This is a genomic window from Exiguobacterium sp. S22-S28, from assembly GCF_043359615.1.
GTDB lineage: Bacteria > Bacillota > Bacilli > Exiguobacteriales > Exiguobacteriaceae > Exiguobacterium_A.
On sequence record NZ_JBHFFC010000031.1, the window covers coordinates 1 to 20,346 of the forward strand.

A 20,346-nucleotide genomic window follows, 5' to 3' on the forward strand; every position below is an offset into this window, starting at 1 on the left:
TCGTTTGTTTTGAAAATGGTGGGCCTAAGTGGACTCGAACCACCGACCTCACGCTTATCAGGCGTGCGCTCTAACCAGCTGAGCTATAGGCCCGTCAAAAGCAAACAAAATATGGTGCACCCTGAGAGATTCGAACTCCCGACCCCTTGATTCGTAGTCAAGTACTCTATCCAGCTGAGCTAAGGGTGCGATATGGTGCGGTCGAGAGGACTTGAACCTCCACAGTGTTGCCACCACTAGGCCCTCAACCTAGCGCGTCTACCATTCCGCCACGACCGCAAATATAAAGTTAATTTAAAATTAAAAAATGGTGTGTCATGCAGGATTCGAACCTGCGACCCTCTGATTAAAAGTCAGATGCTCTACCAACTGAGCTAATGACACGAAAAACTGGGCTGGAAGGGATCGAACCTTCGCATGCTGGAATCAAAATCCAGTGCCTTACCACTTGGCCACAGCCCAAAAATGGCGGTCCTGACGGGATTCGAACCCGCGATCTCCTGCGTGACAGGCAGGCATGTTAACCGCTACACCACAGGACCACATTTTTGTGAAACTTAAGTATGAAATTAAAAATGGTGGAGGATGACGGGATCGAACCGCCGACCCTCTGCTTGTAAGGCAGATGCTCTCCCAGCTGAGCTAATCCTCCAAAATGGTGACCCGTACGGGAATCGAACCCGTGATACCGCCGTGAAAGGGCGGTGTCTTAACCGCTTGACCAACGGGCCATTTAAAACTGATAATTATTCTCAAGTAACAAATTCACATAAGAGGTCTGGCGGAGATGGAGGGATTCGAACCCTCGCACCAGTTTCCCGGCCTACACCCTTAGCAGGGGCGCCCCTTATAGCCACTTGGGTACATCTCCAAAGATAATGGCTCCGCAAGTAGGATTTGAACCTACGACCTACCGGTTAACAGCCGGTTGCTCTACCACTGAGCTATTGCGGAACGTGACGTTCGTTTCAGAACACTTTTCTATATTAGCAACTTTCTTTCTCTTCGTCAATGCTTTTTTAAAAAAGTTTTTAGTGACGAGAAGTTGTTTAGTTGCTGTCGTTTTGACGACTTCTATAATTTATCATGCTCCGAAATGAACGTCAACTACTTTTGTAAAAAATCTTTCCATGACATCGTCCGCAACGATAACGTTCCGTATTCATCCGTCTTTTCCTTCTATATAATGTCCTGCATTTTTCGCATTCATATACATACATCTTTTTTTCATTTTCTTTTAAACGTGGACTGTAACGTAACCCACCGTACCGGTTCAACCACTCCTTAAAATCCGAATCTTGGTGCCGATGCCCCATTCCGCGTAAGTGTAAATGATAGTGACACAGCTCATGGATAACGATTCCCCGAAAGATTTTTAAATCCATCAGGTACTGCCGATTGAAGTCCAAATGATGATCCGCCAAAAAATAGCGCCCGCCGGTTGTCTTTAAACGGTCGTTAAAAATGGCTTTGTGTTCAAAAGGTAAAGCAAACACGTCGAGCGAAAGCTGCTCGACGTATTGCTGTAATTGTTCATTCGTCATGAAGGACTCACCATCGTCAATCCGATACGTCCGCGTTCCGGCTCAACACTCGTCACCCACACCGTTACGATGTCTCCGACAGCGATGACATCAAGCGGATGCTTGACCCGTTTTTTACTGAGCTTCGAAATATGAACGAGACCACTCTCTTTGACCCCGATGTCGACAAATGCACCAAAGTCGAGGACATTCCGCACTGTTCCCTGAAATTCCATTCCGACTTGAATCATATCAAGTGATAAGACATCTTGGCGAAGAAGCGGTTTATCGAGTGCTTCCCGCGGATCACGTTCCGGACGCTGTAAGGCTTCAATAATATCCCGCAACGTCGGTTCACCGACTTCAAGTAATTGAGCTGTCTCAGATACAGAAAGTTCCCCCAGCCGAGAGCGCAAGCTGTCTGTTCCGACTGTCTGTAACGATAAATCAAGTTGCTTGAATAATAATTCGACGGTTTTATACTGCTCCGGATGAATCGGTGTCCGGTCGAGCGGATGACTGCCTTCCGGGATTCGTAAGAAGCCTGCTGCCTGTTCATACGCTTTCGCCCCGAGACGCGGGACTTTCAACAATTCCTTCCGTGATTCGAAAGCCCCCAGTTCTGATCGGCGTTCGACGATCTTCTTCGCCGTCGCTTTTGTAATCCCCGCCACATAACCGAGTAACGACTCTGATGCCGTATTCACATCGACCCCGACCTGGTTAACGACCGTCTCAACGACAAAGTCGAGCGTCTCTTTTAACTTTGTCTGCGTGACATCATGTTGGTACTGTCCGACACCAACAGATTGCGGATCAACTTTGACGAGCTCCGCCAATGGATCCTGCAGTCGTCGTGCGATAGAGATTGCCGAACGTTGCTCGACCTGCAAATCCGGAAACTCGGTGCGTGCGATTTCAGATGCCGAATAAATACTGGCTCCCGCTTCATCAACGATCGTAAAGGCAATTTGATCGTGCCCCTTGATCCAGTCGGCGACAAACGATTCCGTCTCACGGGAAGCCGTCCCGTTCCCGATCGCAATCAATTCAATCCCGTAACGGTTGACAAGTTTCGTTAAGACTTGACGTGCCTCTTGCGCTTTTTGCTCCGACATCGTCAGATAGACGACACCAACTTCTTTCATTTCACCGGTTGGATCAATGACCGCCCACTTGCAACCGGTCCGGTACGCAGGATCAAGACCGAGCATGACCTTCCCTTTCATCGGTGGCTGCATATACAATTGCCGTAAGTTTTTCCCGAACACTTCAATCGCTTGGTTTTCCGCCTTTTCCGTCAACTCATTCCGTAGTTCACGTTCGATTGCCGGAAACACTGATTTCTTGTAACCCGTGTGGACGGCTTCCTCGACTAAGCGGCGTTTTTGTTCCGCCAATCGGTTAAATGGACGGAGCAGATACGGAAGAATTTGCTGTTCTTCCAACACAACCTTCACCGAGACGATTTTTAGGGCTTCTGCACGATTGATGGCTAATATCCGGTGCGGCACGATTTGGCGGATCCGTTCACTGTATTCGTAGTACTGGGCAAAAACACTTTTTTCATCAACCGCGTCTTTTTTTAGTTTCGTGACGATATCGGAAAAACGATAGGCGGTTTTCCGGATGTGCTCCCGGACGCTCGCCTGTTCGCCCCATTCTTCCGCGATGATGGCCTGTGCCCCGGCAATCGCTTCGCCTTCCCCGTGCGCTGCGACATACTGGTTAAATTGCTGTTCATCGTATGGCTTCGGTGAACGTAAAAAGTCAGCAAAGGGTGTCAGTCCTGCTTCACGGGCAATTTCTGCTTTTGTTCTCCGCTTCGGACGAAACGGTAAGTATAAGTCTTCGATTTGTTGCAACGTCGTCGCTTCTTGTAAACCCCGGCTCAATTCAGGCGTCAAAACACCCTGCTCTTCGATTTTTCGGAGAACATCTTCTCGTTTGGTTTCCAGTTGCGTGATACTTTTATGGCGGTCGAGGATCGCTTTGATTTCGACCTCATCGAGTTCACCGGTTTGTTCTTTACGGTATCTGGCGATAAACGGAATTGTCCCTCCGTCTTCCGTCAATTGTAAAACGGCTTTGACTTGTGCCGGTCTAATGTTCAATTCAGTTGCGATTCTCTTCTCCATTTTCCTCACCTCTGTTTCATTATACCGAAGAATGGACGGGACACAAAAAAAGACCGATGCATCCGCATCAGTCTTTTGAAAATACTTCATTTGGTTCGACTTTAATCGCTTCCCGTAATTTTTGAAGAGCGCGGCGCTGCAAACGCGAGACATGCATCTGTGAAATACCGAGTAATTCCCCGGTTTCCTTTTGACTCATGTTCCGGTAATACGCACATTCCAAAATCGAACGTTCCCGATCCGTCAAAACAGCAAACGCTTTTTCAAGAATCAGCTTTTGGTCAACGGAATCATATCCATTTTCCTGATTACCGACGAGGTCAAGCAACGTAACCGTACTGCCTTCTTGATCGGCTTCAATCGAACTATCGACTGACAAAGCTTGGTAACTTTTCCCCATCTCCAGTGTCTCGAGGACTTCCTCTTCCGATACTTCCAATCGAGCTGCAATCTCATCAATACGCGGTGAACGTTGCAGTTCTGTCGTCAATTCTTCGACGGCTTTTTTGATTTTCGGTCCAAGTTCCTTAATACGACGCGGAACGTGAACACTCCATGTCTTATCACGGATAAATCGTTTGATTTCTCCGATGATCGTCGGCACAGCAAATGATTCAAAACTCCGACCAAACTCTTTATCAAAACGGCGCAGGGCGGCAAGCAACCCAATCATTCCGACTTGAACGAGATCATCATGAATCGGACGGCCACGTGAGAACTTACGAGCCAGTGCCTCGACAAGATCCGAGTAACGGGCCAGTAAAGCAGCATGGACTTCTTCATCTTGGTCATCTTGTTGGTATAGGTCAATTAGTCGAAGGACTTCGTCATCACTGTGATGGCGTTGTTGAGACTTTGCTGGCACTTTGACCCACCTCATCTCTATTCATATATTTTGTCATATGGACAGTGACGCCGTTTGCTTTCTCGATCGTGACTTGATCCATGAGTGCTTCAATCATTAAGATCCCTAGTCCCCCCTCGTGCAGAGAGTCTAAATCATGTGATTCTGTAATCGGTTCACTTTGGCGTTTGACGCTGTCTTTATCAAACGTCACACCGTTGTCTTTAACGATGATTTCAAGGCGGTCATCCGGGTAGACATTACATGTCAGTGCCATCGATCCGTCTTTCTCATCTTCATATGCGTGTTGCACGGCATTTGCACATGCTTCAGAAACAGCAATTTTGATGTCTTCGATATCATCGTATGTGTAACCCATTCGATTTGCGACACCTGAAACTGTCAATCGTGCGATGGCAACATATTCCGGTTTTGCCGGGAGTGTCATTTCAAGTTGTTCGTTCTTCATTGCGTCCCACCTCGTACACCACTGTCGATTGTAATGATGCTAGAAAGACCTGTGATTTCGAACAGACGGCGAATACGTTCCGATACACCGACGAGTGTAAACGATGTTCCGTTTTTCTTTGATGCCTTAAGTGCACCAACAAACACGCCGAGACCTGTTGAATCCATGTAATGAATTTCATCTAAATGTACGACGACATCATTGGCTTCAACGGCTGGTACAAGTTCTTGACGAAGTTTCGGTGCTGTATACGTATCAATCTCTCCTGCGATATAGAGATGTGTCTGACCATCCAGTTGCTCTGTTTTAATTGTTAAATCCATCTTCAAGTTCCTCCTCAAGGAAAATCTGCTATGTGTTCTCTCTATCTATTTCATCTATTTTTCGGAACGACCCTTCTTAAAGAAAAGGTCACTCTGACATAATTCCCGGATTCAAACATTTTTAAACCGCTTTTTAAAAAAATGTTCAAAAAAAGTCGTATACAGATGTATCGACTCTTCTCTCTTCTCTATGTAAGTGCCTAAAAATCAATCAAGCCTAGGCTGATCGCGACGGCACTGTTTACTTTCATCATTGTGTCCGGATCTAGATGTGTGACTTTATCCGTTAGACGGCGTTTGTCGATTGTACGGACCTGCTCAAGTAGGATGACCGAATCACGTTCTAATCCGTGTCGCTCTCGATATACTTCCACATGGGTCGGTAGTTTGGCTTTGTCGATTTGTGCCGTAATCGCAGCTACGATTACAGTTGGGCTGAATCGGTTACCAATATCATTTTGTAGGACAAGGACAGGACGAACGCCTCCTTGTTCCGATCCGACCACAGGTGACAAATTTGCATAAAACACGTCGCCACGTTTGACTATCAAAGCTTACACCCCGCTTACTTGACGTAGGAGCGAGAACTCCGCCTCCGTTTCAATCTGGAACATTTCGCCAACGATTGATAAATTGATCGCTGCCATCTCTTCGTAACCACGTTTCAATTCCTCACGTAGCTGACGCTTGCGTTCTTCGGTCGTATGGTTCGACTTCATCCCAATCGTCTCCTTCGCTACATTTCGTTCAACAAATTGCTTTTCCCGTTGTTGGACCAAGATAATGGCACCTCCAGATTCACTGAAACCTTAACGAACGACTCACTTTCTACTTCAATATATCAGTCGAATTCAGAAAATACAATCAAAATTCAAACAAATAACATTTTTTTACCATCATATTGATGTCTTTTCAAAAACTAAACACGGGGCACTCGTTTGGAGAATTGGCAGAGAACCTCATAATTGATCGTTCCAAGCCAGTGGGCCGCCTCATCAATTGGGGCACCCGGACCGATCAACGTTACTTCCGTCCCGATCGGATAGTCACGCGGCAGACGAATCATTAAGCGGTCCATGCAGACGCGCCCGACGATTTCGCACGGATAACCGTCAACGAGTAACGAATAACCTTGAAACTTACGGGACCAACCATCCGCGTATCCGATCGGTACCGTTCCAATCCATTCATCCGTCGGTGCCGTATACGTCGCTCCGTAACTGATTGTTTGACCCGGTTCAACACGTTTGACCTGCATCAGACGACTTTTTAACGAGAAAGCCGGCTTCAAAAAATCATAATATGGAATCATTTCATCTGACGGCATGGCCCCGTATAATGCGATGCCGATCCGCACGACATTAAACGGTTCTTGTCCGACAAGACGAATCGCACCTGCCGAATTGGCAGCATGGATATAACGAATATCGGGCACCTGTTCAACAAAACGCAGAAATACGGTTTGTTGCGCATCAAACAAACGACTGTTTAATTCATCCGCTGTCGCGAAGTGGGTATAGATCCCTTCTAGTTCCATCACATCTGCGTCAAGTTCTTTTAAGACGGCATCCAACTCTTCAAGGGTCTGTAAGCCAAGCCGTCCCATCCCGCTGTCGACTTTGATATGGATCCGTAAATGATCAACGTCTGTTAAGTGCTGTTTCGCTTCACGCAACCACTCTTCTGAAAAAACAGGTACAGCGACATCATAGTTCGAAGCGATTGGCGCATGTTCCGGCAAAAGCGTTTCAAGCATTAAAATCGGTGCCTGAATTCCCGCTTCCCGCAGTTCAATCGCTTCTTCCAGCAAAGCGACCGCCAGCAAATCTGCTCCGTTTGCCAAAGCAATTTCTGCGACGGTGACGGCACCATGTCCATATCCATCCGCTTTGACGACCGCCATCATCGTCTGTCGCCCTATCCGCGCTTTAATTTCCCGTACGTTATGCGCGATTGCATCGCGGTCAATTTCTATCCAAGTTGGTCGATACATCTGAACTCCTCTTTTCTAATAAGACTTGCGCAGCTGCATAATGATCGGAATGCGTGATCGACAGATGAATCATCCCGTCAAACGGTCCGGTCATGACAGGTCGTCCCGATGCTTCGTTCAATACTTCAAGATCAAGCCAGGAGACTTCGGCACCGATACCCGTTCCGAATGCTTTGACGAACGCTTCTTTTGCTGCAAATCGACCTGCGAGATACTCCAGCTGCCGTCCGGATGACAAAGTGTCAAAACGTTTTTGTTCTTCTGCCGTCAAGATTCGCTTGACGATTCGTGGCTGACGTTCCATCGTCTGTTGCATTTGTTTCAGTTCCACGAGATCCAGTCCTATTCCGAAAATCATTCTTGACGCCTCCACAGTTCTATTCTTCGCCATCTTCATATAGAATGAAGAGGAAGCGAGGTGTTGTCATGTTTAGTCGAACGGAAAACTTACAAACGTTCACACGTTCTTATCCGGTCGTGTCGTTGTTCATTTTAATCCAAGTCGCTTTGTTTGTCATCGAACAGTTGAATGCCTTTTTCAACTTTGGTTTTTCGCCGCTTAATTACGGAGCGGCCATCAATCTGTCCATCGGAAACGGCGAATGGTGGCGTGTCGTGACTGCGACGTTCCTGCATTATGATTTTTGGCATATCGCCTTCAACACGTTTGCTTTGATCATTTTCGCACCTGCATTAGAGCGCATGATTGGTCATGCGAAGTTTGCGTCCTTTTATCTGCTCGTCGGTACGTTCGCCAATGTCTTGACGTATTTCACGAAAATCAATGAACCGTTTTACGGTCAAGCCGGAGCCTCAGGGGCCATTTTAGGCTTGCTTGGTTTTTATGTTTACCTCGGACGCTTCAAACGGACCGTGATCTCTGCGGATGATGCACGTCTCGTTTATATCTTCAGTGCCATCACAGCCATCTTCACCTTACTCGGATCAAACGTCTCCGTTTTTGGTCATTTGTATGGTTTTGTTCTCGGGTTCCTCGCCGGATTCATTTTCGGAAAAGGAACGGTACCGTTTACACGGTCGTTTAACACCGGAAGACGCTCTGCGTCAGGCGGTCGGATTGTTCATACAAGCGGTTCCGGACAACTCGGACGGATCATCTTTTATGTCATCGTCGCCTTCGCCGTCTTCGGTCTACTGGCACGATTCATTTGAAGACCAACAAAAAAAGCGAGTCCCCCGGTTTCCGACTTTCGGAATTCTGGAGGGCCCGCTTTTTTAGATGTTTATTTGCGTAATGATTCCGCAAGATCTTTGATATCATCAATTAAGTTATGAATGGTTTCTTGGTTGTCTGTATATAGGGCACGAAGTTCTTCAAAGCGGCCTTTTGGATCTTGTTTAACAGCTGAGAGCTGTGTGCCGGCTCCGCCAAATGTACGCTTGAGCGATGCGACCTGCGCTTGACGCGTATCTTTGTGAAGCATTGATAATGTCGCACCAACCAGTGCGCCACCGAGTGTTGCTGCTAAAAAATAATTCTTTTTCATCTGTTTTTCCCCCTAGACTAATTGAACTGTTTATTAAAGTGGTTGTAAAAGCTGATACCGTTTCATAACCGGAGAAGGTGCAAACGACTTCCCTGTCTCTTCAGCATACTGGTCAACGGTCAGTCGTTCAACTGATTTCGCATAGCGCGAGGCGTCTGCTTCATGATTAAACTGAATCAGTAAAACCAAATCCGTCCCCCGCTCGACACGGGCAATCCGGACTGCTTGAAAACTGTCGTATTCCGCCCCCAACACTTTCGGGTCGGACATGACATGATGGACAAACAAATCGCCGCTGTTTTGATCAGCTGGAATCGACCAATAAAACAGGCTGCCTTGTTCGCTAAAATTTCCCCGTGTTTCAAGCAACGTATAGGTGCTGCCGCTTTGGAATGGGGATTTCCCCTCTGTTTCAATGAATAACAAGGCTTCTCCGCTTCCACCTGCCGCACGGATTTGAGGATCACGGGATCGAATCTTATCAACAAAATTGCCGCTACCGAATGTAATGGAAAGTTTAGATGGCATCACAGGCCTCCGCGAGTTCGAAGTCTTTTTCCGTCAGACCGCCGGAATCATGTGTCGTCACGGCAAGTGTGACTTTTTTGTAATCGATGATGATCCGTGGATGATGGTTCAACTGTTCCGCCACCGCACCAACCTCTTGTACAAAATCAAGTGCCGACGGGAAAGATTCCAATGTATACATCCGGACAATCTCGCCCTCAACAACGCGCCACTCAGACAGCCCTTCCAGACGTTCTTCCACTTCATACTCATTCAACCTCTTCATGCCATTTTCCTCCTCCACCATTGTTTTCGTCCTATACCTTATACCCTACTTTTCCAGTTTCATATACCTCTGCTCGACGGATTTCTTCCTTTTGTCTTTCGCAACAGATAGAGTACAATGTGAAAGAGAACACTATCTCCCAAAAAGAAAGGGGCAGACGCTCATGCGTGCACTGATCGTGATTGATTATACGGTTGATTTTGTAGCCGATGAAGGAAAGTTGACGTGCGGAAAACCCGGACAGGTCATCGAAGGACGAATCGCTTCGCTGATGGATGAGTTTTCGTCTAAGGATTATGTCGTCATCGCAAATGATATCCATGAAGAAGGAGATACCTTCCATCCGGAAACCGTCCTCTTCCCGCCGCATAACATACGCGGCACTCACGGCAGGGATCTATTCGGACAAGTAGCGGAAATGGCACGGGTCGCGGATCATGTCATCGATAAAACACGTTACAGTGCTTTCGCCGGAACGGATCTTGATTTACGGTTACGTGAACGTTCGATTCACGAAGTTCATTTAGTCGGAGTCTGTACAGACATCTGTGTCCTGCATACAGCTGTCGATGCCTACAATCTGGGATATAAAATCGTCGTCCATGCCGATGCTGTCGCGAGCTTTAATGCCGCCGGTCATGACTGGGCACTTACACATTTCAAGCAATCGCTCGGCGCAGACGTCGTCGGCGAATAAGAAGGGATCTGTCTTCATGTTACAACGTAATCTCGCACTCCATACCGATCTGTATCTGCCGCGGTGGATGTACATCTACTGGCAAGAAGGGCGTCACAACGAGCGGGCTGTTTTTGATGTCTACTATCGAACGAATCCGTTTGAGGGCGGGTATGTCGTCTTCGCCGGTCTTGAAAATATCATTGAATATGTCCAAACATTACATTTCACGGAAGAGGACATTACGTATCTTCAAAAAATGATTGGTTTTCCGGACGAGTTCAAAGAAGAGTTACGGAAGTTCAAGTTTTCCGGTTCGATTTCAAGTGTCAAAGAAGGTGAAATCGTCTTCCCGAACGAACCGTTGATCCGCATCGAGGCGCGGATTTTTGAAGCGAAGCTGTTGCAAACCGCCATCCTCAACATTGCGAACCACGAATCACTCATCGCAACAAAGTATGCCCGAATCCGCCAGTCGGCGCCGGGTGCGAAGTTCTTAGAAGCTGGAGCACGCCGGGCGCAAGGAATCGATGCCGCCTACTTCGGAACCCGCGCTTCTTACTTAGCCGGTTTCGATGTCACGAGCCTCGCCTCTGCCGGACGGGATTTCGGAATTCCAAGCGGCGGAACGATGGAGCATGCTGACATCCAGTTCCACGATGACGAATTAACGGCTTTCCGGACATTTGCCGCTTATTATCCGGATCAGGCGACGTTACTCGTCGATACGTATGACACGCTGAAAAGCGGTCTGCCGAACGCCATCATCGTCGCGAAGGAACTCGAAGAAAACGGGCATAAGTTGCGTGGTATCCGGATTGATTCCGGCGATTTATCGTACTTATCAAAACGGGCGCGGACAATGCTCGACGAAGCCGGTTTCCCGTATGTCGACATCGTCTTGTCCGGGGATCTCGACGAATACGTCATTCAAGACTTACGCATTCAAGGTGCGCAAGCGAATACGTTCCTCGTCGGAACACGTGGTATCACAGCGTACGAACAACCGGCGCTCGGTATGGTCTACAAACTGGTCGCGCGTGAATCCAATGGTGAACTCATTCCTGTTATCAAGGTTTCTTCTTCTAAAGCCAAAACGACGACACCGCACATTAAGGAAGTGTACCGGATCGTCGATCGTGTCACGAACAAGTTCAAAGGTGACTATGTGACGTTGCTCGATGAAGATCCGACTGCATTGGAGTCGATTGACTTAATCGACGTCCGGGACCCTTCTTTCCGAAACCGGATTGAGAACTTCCACGTCGAACGATTACTCAGACCTATCTTCAAAGACGGTGAACTGGTTTATACGGTACCGACGATTGAAGAGAGTCGTCACTTCCACGAACAACAAATCGGTCGTCTGTGGGAAGAGTACAAGCGCCTGCGGCTGCCGGAAGTGTACGCCATCACGTTCAGTGACCGTCTCTGGAAACTAAAACTCGATATGATTCGCGACACCCGCACTGCAAGCGGCTTAAAATAAGCGTATAAAAACAGCCTACTTCAGCTGAAGTAGGCTGTTTCATTTGGTGTGGACGTCATTTGGATTGACGCTTGTTCCATTTGTTGACGAAAGTACCACGCGAAACCGAGCGCACCTCCGATAAAGACGATATACGTGATGCGTTGGCCAAACTCAGCCAATGAATCCGCATAAAAAATGCTGATTAAGTGATCGCTTCCACTGATGAGAAGCAAACAGGCAATCAGGAGCGCTATACGATAAGCAAGCGTCGGACGATCGGTTGGTTCAGCATGCCAATACGTAATGACGTTATGAGCAAGTAAAATGATGCCAATGATTCCTAATACTCCTATTAATGCTTGCGGCATAATGAACGTTCCTCCTGTTTCTGATTTCTACTTTCATTTAAACATAGTTCACTTAAAAATCCTCGTTAAAACTTTCCCATCATCTGTATCGTCACGTTATACTGAAGAAAACCTGCGTACATTCAAGCAAGGAGGAGTTTTCGTGAAAACCTTTAAACTGTGCACACTACGTATCTTGATGGACGAATCCGGCCGGGATACAACGATTCCGGTCACGATCAAAGACGGATTAACTGTCAGCACCGATCAGACAGCCCAGTGGGTGGCTGAAATCGTCGTCTTAAAGCACGATCAACCAATCATCGATGAACTGTTTGCAAAAAATTTACGGGCCTTGATTGAAATCACAATTTCCCGACCGGACAACGATCCCGCTGCTATGATCGTCACACCACTCGAATGTACACCGTTAAACGAAGGCACCTCTTATTTGTTCACCGGAAAAATGGTGATGATGAAAAATGACTTATCCGAATCGATCTTACGGGAAGTCGTCGAAGACCATTTCACAGGGGAAGCGTTGATTCAGGAATATAAAGACCGCCGTTCCAAACGCGGTGCCCATATTACAAGCATCGCCAAAGAAACGTTTAAACAGTACTTACAAGAAAATCCGAAAATCAGTTAAGGACGTTTCGTCCAGTCCAGGATGTGGTCCGCGACATTGATTTGGTCGATTTCATACCGGTCGGAAAAACGAATATAGTTGGCACATGCATTTTTAAGCGGTGTCCGGTAACTGAATGTGTCATCAATCGAGGATAAAGCGGCTTTGATCGTATGCGAATGACAGACGATCAACAGACGTTTTCCTCGATGTTTTTGTGTCAACTCTTCGACAGCTGCGAAGACTCGTGCCTGAATTTCCTGTTCCGTCTCAAGACCCGGGACACGGTCCGTATCATTCGCCTGGACAGCTTCATAAATTCCGGCGATCGGCTTGCCCGATGCCAAACCAAATTCGCGCTCGACCAACCGGTCATCCGTTTCCGTCACCTCAAGCCCTACGGCACGGCCGATGATTTCCGCCGTTTCGACCGCCCGGGACAACGGGCTGGAAATCAAGACATCCCATTTCTCCTGTGCGAGATACGTGGCACTCAAGCCGGCTTGCCACCGCCCTGTTTCGTTCAGCGGAATATCTTCCCGCCCCTGAATCCGTTCGTTTAAATTCCAATCAGTCTGACCATGGCGCACTAAACAAATTTCTGTCATCTCATTGTCTCCTTCAAAAAGAAATATGACTGATTGTATCATGTTTCTTTACTTAGTGAAGAGGCTCACGAGGTGGCAAGACAAGGACTTGACAGCTGAAGGCTTCAATCCGATCGAGCAACCGTTCAATTTTGAGCGGATTTTCCGTCTGCGCAAAGCTGGCCAATGAATGGGTTCCGTTCGGAAACGAAAACAACCGGACATCCGCCCCGACATCGGCTCCTTTTTCAATGAAGTGCAGCGCTTGCGTAAAGGGAACAATCGGATCTTTTTTCCCGTGCAACAGCATAATCGGTGGTGAATCGGCGGTCAAATGGGTTGCAGGTGAGACACGTGTCATGAGTGCGCGCCATTCCTCCCGTCCTCCCCCATAAAATTTGATGTGGGCGATCCAAGTTTGAATGAACTTAAATAATAAGAAGTTCGTTGGTGGATACAAGGCGATGACGCCGCTGATCAGCGGGAGTTGTTCCGCTTTTCGGTCACCGATGAACTCCATCGGCGCAAGGGCGGTCGTCAACATCAACGCCGCACCGGCCGAATCCCCCCAAAGGACCATTCGTCCCCGCGCAATCCGCAGATTATCTGCTTCCTGATTTAAAAAACAGAGGGCGTCGCGTACGTCTTCCAAATTATCCGGAAAATAGCTGCCGTCTTCAAACAGTCGGTAATCGATACTGCAAACAGCGATGCCAAGCTCTAACAAACGGTCGACGATCGGGGCAAAACAAAAGAGATCATCACGCCCTCCTCTGACAAATGCTCCACCATGTGCATAAATCGCCACCGGAAACGGTCCTTCACCGACCGGATAATACAGATCCAGTTTGAGCTCCTTCTCGCCGATCGTTTTATACAAAACGGTCCGTGGAGCCAGTTGGGTTTCCGCAAGCGGAAGCGCCGGTTCCGTCCACCGTAAAAGAGCACCGTAATTGTTCCAAATACTCGCACCGGCAGCGGCCGTCGTCAAAAGGGCAGCCCCTCCCATCAACCATGCTGTTTCCCGTCTCACCTCATCACCTCCGGGCATCCTCGCGATTTTTAATCTCATTAGTCTTTTACCCCATTTTTTTAGAAGTCGAACTTCTTCCCGCTCTTGTGCTTGACGCTTTGTTTTGGATTCGTTATAGTGAAAAGGTTCAAATCGGAATAATTACGTTTTAATACTTCTTGGAGGTTTACACATATGAAAAAGTTAATTCCCGCTTTAACGGTCGCTTTCGCCAGCGCCACTTTCCTCGCTGCCTGCGGATCAGCTGATTCAGGTTCGAATCAAGACGCGGCCGACCAAAAACTCAATGTCTATACATCGACGTTCGCCACAGCGGCGATTGCCAAAGAAATCGGCGGCGCTGATGTTGATGTCAAGATGATCGTTCCTCCGGGTGCCGATCCCCATTCGTATGAGCCGACCTCAAAACAACTGACAGAAATCGCACAAGGTGATCTGTTCCTCTTGACCGGAACCACACTTGAGCCGTATTCAGAAAAAATTAAAGCCAGTCTCAAAGGGAACGATGTCCGGTTCATCGAGACAAGCAAAGGCATCGATTTGCTTGAAGCGAGTGCTACGGTGCATGTTCACGGAGAGTCAGACGCACACGACGAAGAGCATGCTCATGAAGACGAGCACACAGAAGACGAGCACGCAGAAGAAGGACACGATCACGGCAAGTACGATCCGCACGTCTGGCTTGATCCGAACAATGCCAAATTGATGGCCCAATCGATTTCGACGGCGTTGGCAAAAGAAGTGCCGGACAAAAAAGCGACGTTCGAAAAGAAACTCGCTGAATTTAATACGCAGGCAGATGAGCTCGATCAAAACTTGCAGCAAGCTGTTGCTGACGGATCCAAAAAAGAACTGCTCGTGACACATGCCGCTTACGGGTATTTAGCGGAACGATACGGTTTTTCTCAACTGCCGATCGCCGGCATCTCTCCGTCTGACGAGCCTTCGCAAAAACAACTGGCTGCCCTCGTCAAAGAAGCCAAGCTGCACGATTTGAAATATATTGCATTTGAAGAGACGGTTTCCCCAAAAGTCGCACGGGTCATCCAACAAGAAATCGGGGCCGAAGCGATCACGATTCATAACTTGGAATCGGTCACAAAAGAACAACAGGACGCTTCTTATTTTGACTTGATGAATGAAAATGTCACGACACTCAAAAAAGCACTGCAGTGAAGTAGTGTTGACATGCATTAAAAGATACGTTACGGTAGAAAACGTATTTCAGACAATTAAATGACTTCTTTTTATCGCGAGAGACGGAGGGACTGGCCCAATGATGTTTCGGCAGCGGACGATTGAATCGTACTGTGCCAAATCCAGCAAGCTACGGCTTGAGAGATAAGAAGAGCGTCTTTTTCAGTAAAGACCTCCTTCTTTCTTGCGAAGGAGTCTTTTTTTGTACATGCAGAAATGGAGTGATTTTATGAACGAGACGATTACACCAAACAAGTGGGCCCTTCTACCATTACTGGTCTTTTTGGTTCTCTTTATCGGTGCCGGCATCTTTTATGACGACTTTTATAAGTTCCCGATTCTGATTGCCGCATTGATTGCCTTGATTTTTGCTGCCGTGACGACCAAGGGCAGTATCAATCAAACCGTTGAACGGATTGCGACGGGTGCCGGAAACCCGGACATCATGATCATGGTCTTTATTTTCTTACTTGCCGGTGCGTTTTCTGGAACAGCGGATGCGATCGGCGCCATCGAAGCAACCGTCAACGCTTCGCTGACATTTTTACCGCCTTCCCTCTTGATGAGCGGATTGTTCATCATCGCTGCCTTCATCTCGATGGCGATGGGAACTTCAACCGGTACGATTGCGGCACTCGCCCCGATCGCGCTTGGTATTCATGAAGCGACTGGGGTCAATGTTGCCATCGCAGCTGCCGCCGTCGTTGGGGGCGCAATGTTCGGGGACAACTTGTCGTTCATTTCTGATACGACGATCGCAGCGGTCCGGACGCAAAAAACTAACATGCGTGATAAATTCAGAACGAACTTCTTGATTGTTCTTCCGGCAGCCATCCTGACGATCATCATCTTGGCATTTGTCTCGGGTACAGGAGATGTCGTCGACGCGAAGACCTTCGAGTTTTATAAATTGATCCCGTATCTGTCGGTCATCGTCTTGGCCCTGTTCGGTGTCAATGTCATTCTCGTCTTGATCGGCGGAACCGCCTTGACAGGAATCATCGGTATGCTCGACGGCAGCTTTGGTTTAAGCGGCTTCGTGCTGTCAATGTCTGAAGGATTGATGGGCATGGCGGAAATTTCGATTTTGACATTACTGATGGGTGGTCTTGTCAGCCTGATCACCTTTAACGGTGGCATCGCTTTTCTGAAAGAAACTTTAACGCGACGAATCTCACAACGCCGCGGTGCTGAGTTCAGTATGGCAGCACTCGTCAGTGCGACAAATCTCGCAACAGCGAATAATACGATTTCGATTCTCGTGGCCGGTCCACTCGCAGCCGAAATCGCCGATACGTATGATATTGATCGGAAGAAATCAGCCAGTATTCTCGATATCTTCTCATGCGGCATCCAGGGAGTCATCCCGTACGGTGCCCAGTTGCTGATTGCAGCGGAGTTGACGAAAACGGCTTCTCCCGAGCTGATTCCGTATCTGTTTTATCCGTTTTTATTGTTCGTGTGTGGATCCCTTGCGATCCTTTTCGGATTCCCGCGCCGTAAAACCGCTGCTGTCCGCAAAGAAAATATTTCGTAAAACAAATAAGTCCGGCCGCCTGCAGCGCGACCGGACTTATTTGTCTTCATTTTTTCTGATTCCGACGGTTCAAGATGAAATATGCGATCGCCGGAAGCGGAAACTGGACCAGTCCTGCTCCGCCCCAAACCCACGGATTACGACCTGTTTTTTTAGCATCGCGAAAAAGTAACACGGCTTGGCTAGTCAGCAGTATCGTAATACCAACCCAGATTCCTTTTGGCAACTGTTTGACGGATTGTGCCATGATTTCTCCCCTCGCTTCTTGTGACACTTTGAACTACCCCCACCTACGCCTTGCTTAGAGGTGGGGGATTCCTGAGTTATCCGACCGGACGGTCGAAACCTGATCAGGCTAGCCCCGTCGTCCCGACGGTTGAAGAAGCCAAGATGCGTTCAGCTTCTCGCTTAAGATTCAGTCCTGCGTTCACATCACGGTCGTGGTGGATCCCGCAATTCGGGCATGTCCATTCACGCAAGCCAAGATGCTTCACGTCTTTGTGTTGATGTCCGCAACTGGAGCACAGTTGGCTGGAAGCAAAGGTCTTCCCGACCTTCACGACGGTCTTCCCGCACCAGTCCGCCTTATATTCGAGCATACGGAAGAACGTCGACCAACTGACGTCCGAGATGGACTTGCTCAACTTGCGGTTCTTCTGCATGTTCTTCACTTGCAAGGTCTCGACGCCGATGACGTCGTGGTTTTTGACGATCTCGGTCGATACTTTGTGCAGGAAATCGGTTCGCTTGTTGGCAATCTTCTCGTGGATGCGGGCGACATTTCGCTTCTGCTTCTGGTAGTTCTTTGCCTCGACAAGTTTCACTTTCTTGTCCAAGGCCATGCGCTGACGTCGAGAGAGCTTGCGTTGCTCTCTTGCCAGCTTCTTCTCGAGCGAACGGAAGTAGCGGTCGTTTTGGTAGACCATGCCGTCCGACAAGATGGCAAAGTTCTTCAACCCGACATCGACGCCGATGGATGAACCAGTCTTCGGCCGTTCGTGGATCTCCTGCTCGACGAGCAGGGAGACGAAGTATTTTCCTGAAGCGTTACGCCGGATGGTTGCGTTCAAGATTCGTCCTGCTACCTGCCTCGAGTTAGCGAAACGCACCCACTTCAGCCTAGGAAGTTTGAGCTTGCTGCCGACGATTGAAACTTCGGGAAGTTGGTTCTTCTTCTCGATATTGGTCTTGTAGGATTGGACGGGATGGCGCTTCGATTTGAATCGAGGCCGTTCGTTCTGCTTCTTGAAGAAGCGGTCATACGCATCGGTCAGGTGTTTGACACTCGATTGAAGCGAATGGCTATCGACTTCTTTCAGCCAGTCGAACTCTTGCTTCAGCATCGGGATTTCTTTTGAACAAGAACCGTAAGACAGTCCTTTGCCTGTCGCTTTATACGTCTCATCCCACTTCGCTAAGAAGTAGTTGAAGACGAAGCGCGAACAACCCATGGTCTTCGCGATCAGGATTTCCTGCTCTTTTGTCGGGTATATCCTGAATTTGTAGGCCTTATGCTTCAACATGATTTTCACCTCCTTGAAAGGTTTATACCCGAAAGGGAGGGGGGCGATTCACCTCCCACTTTCACTTCGTTTAGAAGTGGGAGTACTCTCGCCTAATTTTGATAGAGATACCCGCATCTCTTTACACTCTAACCGCTTACTTCCTCCTTGAGCATCGAAACGGACGTAGTTGTCCGTTCATGCTAAACTAAACGAGCAATTCCATATTCTAGTTTCATTGAAGGAGGAGTATATACATGCAATACGCAAAACTTTCAAATGGTGTCACGATTCCACAGATCGGATTCGGAGTCTGGCAAGTCGACGAAGAGACGGAAGCACCGGCTGCCGTCGCAGAAGCGATTCGTGTCGGTTACCGTCATATTGATACGGCTGCCGTTTACAAAAACGAACGTGGTGTCGCCAAAGGAATCAAAGAAAGCGGCGTGAACCGTGAAGATCTCTTCTTAACGTCTAAAGTATGGAACGATGATATTCGTGCCGGACGCACTAAAGAAGCTTTCGCTGAGTCACTCGAGCGATTAGAGACCGATTATCTGGACCTCTATTTGATTCACTGGCCGGTTGAAGGGTACATTGAAGCATGGAAAGCGATGGTTGAGCTTTACGAAGCTGGAAAAATCAAAGCGATTGGTGTTTCGAACTTCAAGGAACATCACCTCGATATACTGGCTGAAGAAGGATTGATGACACCGATGATCAACCAGGTGGAACTTCATCCGCAACTTCCGCAACATGAACTGCATGAATATCTACAGGACCACAGCATCCAAGTCGAGGCGTGGAGCCCGCTCATGCAAGGGAAATTCCTTGAAATCAATGACTTTAAGGAAATTGCCGAAAAACACGGTAAATCTCCTTCACAAGTCGTCTTGCGTTGGCATTTGGATAACGGCATTGTCGCTCTTCCGAAATCGGTCACGCCTGAACGGATTGCGGAAAACTTTGATGTGTTTGATTTCCAACTCGATGCGGATGATCTCGAGAAGATTGATCGTTTGGCAACAGATGTCCGTCTTGGACCAGATCCGGATGAAATCGACTTTTAAGCACTGCCGTTAAAAAATAGGCTGACGCTTTAGAACGATTGCTTTTATGAAGAGGGGTGGCAGACTTATCTGCCACCCCTCTTCTCGTTAATCAGGAATCACTCGCTTCACGCAACTCCTACACGATGTCTCGTTTGAGGAACGTGCGTGAAAGAACGAGTGATTCCTTTTTTTCGCGCTCATTACCGCGCTATACATAATAGACAAGAATCGTCTCTTCCGCTTCTTCTGCCCGACGGAAATAGGCGCGCAAATCACCGAACTGCTCCCAAATCGTATCGAACTCTCCTTGACGCCCCGCTTCCCGATAAATCACTTCGAGCGCCTGTCGGTCAAAATTCCGCATGACCTCGGAAGAAATGATTAAGAGCGGTAAGGGAAGGATACCGACGATGGATGCGTGATCTTCATTGACAATCAGTTCTTCCCCGACAATTGCCCGACCGAGATTATAATGGGTTTCCTGATCGATAAAGATATCGATTTGACTCATCAATTGGTACAACGGTGTTGTTTCTTCGAGCGCAAACAACTGTTCATGGTCGGGCTGTGTTTCATGGATGAACAAAATCCAGTCCATGATGATGTGCGGATCATCACCAAAAGAATCCCAAACGGCATCTGCGACTCGGACATAATGAACATTTTCCATCCTCCCCCTCCTTCCGACCGTTTTTTTTAGTATTCCCATTTTCTCACCTGTTTAA

Annotated in this window: 25 protein-coding genes, 10 tRNA genes and 1 riboswitch; of the genes, 7 read left to right on the forward strand and 28 right to left on the reverse strand. The window is 48.0% G+C overall.

All coding sequences use genetic code 11. The features are described 5' to 3' along the window. Positions 1-16: 16 nt before the first annotated feature. From ACHA8N_RS14415 to acpS, 19 genes are all read right to left on the reverse strand, one after another. Positions 17-93 (reverse strand) — tRNA-Ile (locus ACHA8N_RS14415). A gap of 19 nt (positions 94-112) precedes the next feature. After that, positions 113-189 (reverse strand) — tRNA-Arg (locus ACHA8N_RS14420). Between the two features lie 4 nt (positions 190-193). Beyond that, a tRNA-Leu gene (locus ACHA8N_RS14425) sits at positions 194-279 on the reverse strand. A 29-nt stretch (positions 280-308) separates the two neighbouring features. After that, positions 309-384: transfer RNA gene (locus ACHA8N_RS14430), tRNA-Lys, on the reverse strand. 6 nt (positions 385-390) lie between these two features. After that, positions 391-462: transfer RNA gene (locus ACHA8N_RS14435), tRNA-Gln, on the reverse strand. 4 nt (positions 463-466) lie between these two features. Then, positions 467-542: transfer RNA gene (locus ACHA8N_RS14440), tRNA-Asp, on the reverse strand. A 34-nt stretch (positions 543-576) separates the two neighbouring features. Next, positions 577-652: transfer RNA gene (locus ACHA8N_RS14445), tRNA-Val, on the reverse strand. Between the two features lie 4 nt (positions 653-656). Continuing rightward, positions 657-731: transfer RNA gene (locus ACHA8N_RS14450), tRNA-Glu, on the reverse strand. Between the two features lie 48 nt (positions 732-779). Beyond that, positions 780-871 (reverse strand) — tRNA-Ser (locus tag ACHA8N_RS14455). A gap of 8 nt (positions 872-879) precedes the next feature. After that, positions 880-954 (reverse strand) — tRNA-Asn (locus ACHA8N_RS14460). A gap of 149 nt (positions 955-1,103) precedes the next feature. Continuing rightward, positions 1,104-1,544, reverse strand: a complete 441-nt coding sequence (locus tag ACHA8N_RS14465; protein ID WP_393966131.1) for a SprT family protein — start codon at positions 1,542-1,544, stop codon at positions 1,104-1,106. After that, positions 1,541-3,661 carry a Tex family protein gene (locus tag ACHA8N_RS14470; protein WP_393966132.1) on the reverse strand — a complete coding sequence of 707 codons (2,121 nt, stop codon included), beginning with the start codon at positions 3,659-3,661 and terminating at the stop codon, positions 1,541-1,543. Before ACHA8N_RS14470 ends, ACHA8N_RS14465 begins: the two co-directional genes overlap by 4 nt. 67 nt (positions 3,662-3,728) lie before the next feature. Then, positions 3,729-4,526, reverse strand: coding sequence for an RNA polymerase sigma factor SigB (gene sigB / locus ACHA8N_RS14475; RefSeq protein ID WP_012371666.1), 798 nt, complete (start codon positions 4,524-4,526; stop codon positions 3,729-3,731). After that, on the reverse strand, positions 4,492-4,974 hold the full coding sequence (gene rsbW, locus ACHA8N_RS14480; protein WP_147512007.1) for an anti-sigma B factor RsbW: 483 nt from the start codon (positions 4,972-4,974) through the stop codon (positions 4,492-4,494). The genes sigB and rsbW overlap by 35 nt, the downstream gene beginning before the upstream one ends. Continuing rightward, a complete protein-coding gene (locus ACHA8N_RS14485) occupies positions 4,971-5,297 on the reverse strand; it encodes an STAS domain-containing protein (protein ID WP_026827246.1) in 327 nt (108 codons plus the stop codon). The genes rsbW and ACHA8N_RS14485 overlap by 4 nt, the downstream gene beginning before the upstream one ends. A 200-nt stretch (positions 5,298-5,497) precedes the next feature. Then, entirely contained in the window at positions 5,498-5,848 is a 351-nt protein-coding gene (locus ACHA8N_RS14490; protein ID WP_014971520.1) for a type II toxin-antitoxin system PemK/MazF family toxin, read from the reverse strand. Positions 5,849-5,851: 3 nt separating this feature from the next. Further along, the gene (locus tag ACHA8N_RS14495; RefSeq protein ID WP_012371670.1) at positions 5,852-6,076 is read right to left on the reverse strand and encodes a hypothetical protein; all 225 of its coding nucleotides are present in this window, start codon (positions 6,074-6,076) and stop codon (positions 5,852-5,854) included. A 140-nt stretch (positions 6,077-6,216) separates the two neighbouring features. Then, positions 6,217-7,290, reverse strand: a complete 1,074-nt coding sequence (gene alr / locus ACHA8N_RS14500) for an alanine racemase (protein ID WP_393966133.1) — start codon at positions 7,288-7,290, stop codon at positions 6,217-6,219. Continuing rightward, entirely contained in the window at positions 7,262-7,648 is a 387-nt protein-coding gene (gene acpS / locus ACHA8N_RS14505) for a holo-ACP synthase (protein WP_393966134.1), read from the reverse strand. Before acpS ends, alr begins: the two co-directional genes overlap by 29 nt. A gap of 68 nt (positions 7,649-7,716) precedes the next feature. Between acpS and ACHA8N_RS14510 the strand changes: the two genes are divergently transcribed. Further along, positions 7,717-8,463, forward strand: a complete 747-nt coding sequence (locus ACHA8N_RS14510) for a rhomboid family intramembrane serine protease (protein WP_393966135.1) — start codon at positions 7,717-7,719, stop codon at positions 8,461-8,463. Positions 8,464-8,534: 71 nt separating this feature from the next. Here ACHA8N_RS14510 and ACHA8N_RS14515 read toward each other — a convergent pair whose 3' ends face one another. The 3 genes from ACHA8N_RS14515 to ACHA8N_RS14525 are packed head-to-tail and all read right to left on the reverse strand — an operon-like array spanning position 8,535 to position 9,591. Continuing rightward, positions 8,535-8,798, reverse strand: a complete 264-nt coding sequence (locus ACHA8N_RS14515) for a hypothetical protein (RefSeq protein WP_147512011.1) — start codon at positions 8,796-8,798, stop codon at positions 8,535-8,537. Between the two features lie 33 nt (positions 8,799-8,831). After that, on the reverse strand, positions 8,832-9,326 hold the full coding sequence (locus tag ACHA8N_RS14520; RefSeq protein ID WP_393966136.1) for a hypothetical protein: 495 nt from the start codon (positions 9,324-9,326) through the stop codon (positions 8,832-8,834). Next, the gene (locus ACHA8N_RS14525) at positions 9,316-9,591 is read right to left on the reverse strand and encodes a 4a-hydroxytetrahydrobiopterin dehydratase (protein ID WP_147512013.1); all 276 of its coding nucleotides are present in this window, start codon (positions 9,589-9,591) and stop codon (positions 9,316-9,318) included. Before ACHA8N_RS14525 ends, ACHA8N_RS14520 begins: the two co-directional genes overlap by 11 nt. 163 nt (positions 9,592-9,754) lie before the next feature. On the opposite strand from ACHA8N_RS14525, the gene ACHA8N_RS14530 reads away from it, so the two are divergent. Together ACHA8N_RS14530 and ACHA8N_RS14535 are read left to right on the forward strand one after the other, a co-directional pair. Next, positions 9,755-10,288 (forward strand): cysteine hydrolase family protein, encoded by a 534-nt coding sequence (locus tag ACHA8N_RS14530; protein ID WP_393966137.1) that lies wholly within the window; start codon positions 9,755-9,757, stop codon positions 10,286-10,288. Positions 10,289-10,304: 16 nt separating this feature from the next. Further along, the gene (locus ACHA8N_RS14535; RefSeq protein WP_147512015.1) at positions 10,305-11,756 is read left to right on the forward strand and encodes a nicotinate phosphoribosyltransferase; all 1,452 of its coding nucleotides are present in this window, start codon (positions 10,305-10,307) and stop codon (positions 11,754-11,756) included. Between the two features lie 20 nt (positions 11,757-11,776). On the opposite strand, the gene ACHA8N_RS14540 is transcribed toward ACHA8N_RS14535, so the two are convergent. After that, complete coding sequence (locus tag ACHA8N_RS14540; RefSeq protein ID WP_147512016.1) at positions 11,777-12,106, reverse strand: hypothetical protein; 330 nt, start codon at positions 12,104-12,106, stop codon at positions 11,777-11,779. Between the two features lie 142 nt (positions 12,107-12,248). Here ACHA8N_RS14540 and ACHA8N_RS14545 point away from each other — a divergent pair, with 142 nt between their 5' ends. Continuing rightward, positions 12,249-12,734: a YwpF family protein gene (locus ACHA8N_RS14545; RefSeq protein WP_026831797.1), complete on the forward strand. Its 486-nt coding sequence runs from the start codon at positions 12,249-12,251 to the stop codon at positions 12,732-12,734. Here ACHA8N_RS14545 and ACHA8N_RS14550 read toward each other — a convergent pair. Both ACHA8N_RS14550 and ACHA8N_RS14555 read right to left on the reverse strand, forming a co-directional pair. Next, complete coding sequence (locus ACHA8N_RS14550) at positions 12,731-13,321, reverse strand: histidine phosphatase family protein (RefSeq protein WP_393966138.1); 591 nt, start codon at positions 13,319-13,321, stop codon at positions 12,731-12,733. The genes ACHA8N_RS14545 and ACHA8N_RS14550 overlap by 4 nt on opposite strands. A 52-nt stretch (positions 13,322-13,373) precedes the next feature. Further along, positions 13,374-14,333: an alpha/beta hydrolase gene (locus ACHA8N_RS14555; RefSeq protein ID WP_393966139.1), complete on the reverse strand. Its 960-nt coding sequence runs from the start codon at positions 14,331-14,333 to the stop codon at positions 13,374-13,376. A gap of 174 nt (positions 14,334-14,507) precedes the next feature. Between ACHA8N_RS14555 and ACHA8N_RS14560 the strand changes: the two genes are divergently transcribed. Continuing rightward, the gene (locus ACHA8N_RS14560; RefSeq protein WP_393966140.1) at positions 14,508-15,509 is read left to right on the forward strand and encodes a metal ABC transporter solute-binding protein, Zn/Mn family; all 1,002 of its coding nucleotides are present in this window, start codon (positions 14,508-14,510) and stop codon (positions 15,507-15,509) included. Between the two features lie 68 nt (positions 15,510-15,577). Then, positions 15,578-15,681: riboswitch (SAM riboswitch) on the forward strand. A 78-nt stretch (positions 15,682-15,759) separates the two neighbouring features. Beyond that, a complete protein-coding gene (locus tag ACHA8N_RS14565; protein WP_393966247.1) occupies positions 15,760-17,067 on the forward strand; it encodes a Na+/H+ antiporter NhaC family protein in 1,308 nt (435 codons plus the stop codon). Between the two features lie 46 nt (positions 17,068-17,113). Here the strand turns inward: ACHA8N_RS14565 and ACHA8N_RS14570 are convergent, their stop codons facing one another. Both ACHA8N_RS14570 and tnpB read right to left on the reverse strand, forming a co-directional pair. Next, on the reverse strand, positions 17,114-17,314 hold the full coding sequence (locus ACHA8N_RS14570) for a hypothetical protein (RefSeq protein ID WP_393966141.1): 201 nt from the start codon (positions 17,312-17,314) through the stop codon (positions 17,114-17,116). 103 nt (positions 17,315-17,417) lie between these two features. Beyond that, positions 17,418-18,590, reverse strand: a complete 1,173-nt coding sequence (gene tnpB, locus ACHA8N_RS14575; protein WP_393966142.1) for an IS200/IS605 family element RNA-guided endonuclease TnpB — start codon at positions 18,588-18,590, stop codon at positions 17,418-17,420. Positions 18,591-18,826: 236 nt separating this feature from the next. Here tnpB and ACHA8N_RS14580 point away from each other — a divergent pair, with 236 nt between their 5' ends. Beyond that, positions 18,827-19,639, forward strand: coding sequence for an aldo/keto reductase (locus tag ACHA8N_RS14580; RefSeq protein WP_393966143.1), 813 nt, complete (start codon positions 18,827-18,829; stop codon positions 19,637-19,639). Positions 19,640-19,829: 190 nt separating this feature from the next. On the opposite strand, the gene ACHA8N_RS14585 is transcribed toward ACHA8N_RS14580, so the two are convergent. Beyond that, positions 19,830-20,291 carry a hypothetical protein gene (locus ACHA8N_RS14585; protein ID WP_147512021.1) on the reverse strand — a complete coding sequence of 154 codons (462 nt, stop codon included), beginning with the start codon at positions 20,289-20,291 and terminating at the stop codon, positions 19,830-19,832. Positions 20,292-20,346 lie beyond the last annotated feature (55 nt).

What these genes read in the sequence shown, in the direction of transcription:
- alr (WP_393966133.1), bottom strand. Translation starts at nt 7,290, where the DNA reads ATGTATCGACCAACTTGGATAGAAATTGACCGCGATGCAATCGCGCAT.
- rsbW (WP_147512007.1), bottom strand. Translation starts at nt 4,974, where the DNA reads ATGAAGAACGAACAACTTGAAATGACACTCCCGGCAAAACCGGAATAT.
- ACHA8N_RS14570 (WP_393966141.1), bottom strand. Translation starts at nt 17,314, where the DNA reads ATGGCACAATCCGTCAAACAGTTGCCAAAAGGAATCTGGGTTGGTATT.
- ACHA8N_RS14470 (WP_393966132.1), bottom strand. Translation starts at nt 3,661, where the DNA reads ATGGAGAAGAGAATCGCAACTGAATTGAACATTAGACCGGCACAAGTC.
- ACHA8N_RS14530 (WP_393966137.1), top strand. Translation starts at nt 9,755, where the DNA reads ATGCGTGCACTGATCGTGATTGATTATACGGTTGATTTTGTAGCCGAT.
- tnpB (WP_393966142.1), bottom strand. Translation starts at nt 18,590, where the DNA reads ATGTTGAAGCATAAGGCCTACAAATTCAGGATATACCCGACAAAAGAG.
- ACHA8N_RS14565 (WP_393966247.1), top strand. Translation starts at nt 15,760, where the DNA reads ATGAACGAGACGATTACACCAAACAAGTGGGCCCTTCTACCATTACTG.
- ACHA8N_RS14535 (WP_147512015.1), top strand. Translation starts at nt 10,305, where the DNA reads ATGTTACAACGTAATCTCGCACTCCATACCGATCTGTATCTGCCGCGG.
- ACHA8N_RS14465 (WP_393966131.1), bottom strand. Translation starts at nt 1,544, where the DNA reads ATGACGAATGAACAATTACAGCAATACGTCGAGCAGCTTTCGCTCGAC.
- ACHA8N_RS14540 (WP_147512016.1), bottom strand. Translation starts at nt 12,106, where the DNA reads ATGCCGCAAGCATTAATAGGAGTATTAGGAATCATTGGCATCATTTTA.
- ACHA8N_RS14580 (WP_393966143.1), top strand. Translation starts at nt 18,827, where the DNA reads ATGCAATACGCAAAACTTTCAAATGGTGTCACGATTCCACAGATCGGA.
- ACHA8N_RS14585 (WP_147512021.1), bottom strand. Translation starts at nt 20,291, where the DNA reads ATGGAAAATGTTCATTATGTCCGAGTCGCAGATGCCGTTTGGGATTCT.
- acpS (WP_393966134.1), bottom strand. Translation starts at nt 7,648, where the DNA reads ATGATTTTCGGAATAGGACTGGATCTCGTGGAACTGAAACAAATGCAA.
- ACHA8N_RS14520 (WP_393966136.1), bottom strand. Translation starts at nt 9,326, where the DNA reads ATGCCATCTAAACTTTCCATTACATTCGGTAGCGGCAATTTTGTTGAT.
- ACHA8N_RS14515 (WP_147512011.1), bottom strand. Translation starts at nt 8,798, where the DNA reads ATGAAAAAGAATTATTTTTTAGCAGCAACACTCGGTGGCGCACTGGTT.
- ACHA8N_RS14560 (WP_393966140.1), top strand. Translation starts at nt 14,508, where the DNA reads ATGAAAAAGTTAATTCCCGCTTTAACGGTCGCTTTCGCCAGCGCCACT.
- ACHA8N_RS14525 (WP_147512013.1), bottom strand. Translation starts at nt 9,591, where the DNA reads ATGAAGAGGTTGAATGAGTATGAAGTGGAAGAACGTCTGGAAGGGCTG.
- ACHA8N_RS14485 (WP_026827246.1), bottom strand. Translation starts at nt 5,297, where the DNA reads ATGGATTTAACAATTAAAACAGAGCAACTGGATGGTCAGACACATCTC.
- ACHA8N_RS14510 (WP_393966135.1), top strand. Translation starts at nt 7,717, where the DNA reads ATGTTTAGTCGAACGGAAAACTTACAAACGTTCACACGTTCTTATCCG.
- ACHA8N_RS14550 (WP_393966138.1), bottom strand. Translation starts at nt 13,321, where the DNA reads ATGACAGAAATTTGTTTAGTGCGCCATGGTCAGACTGATTGGAATTTA.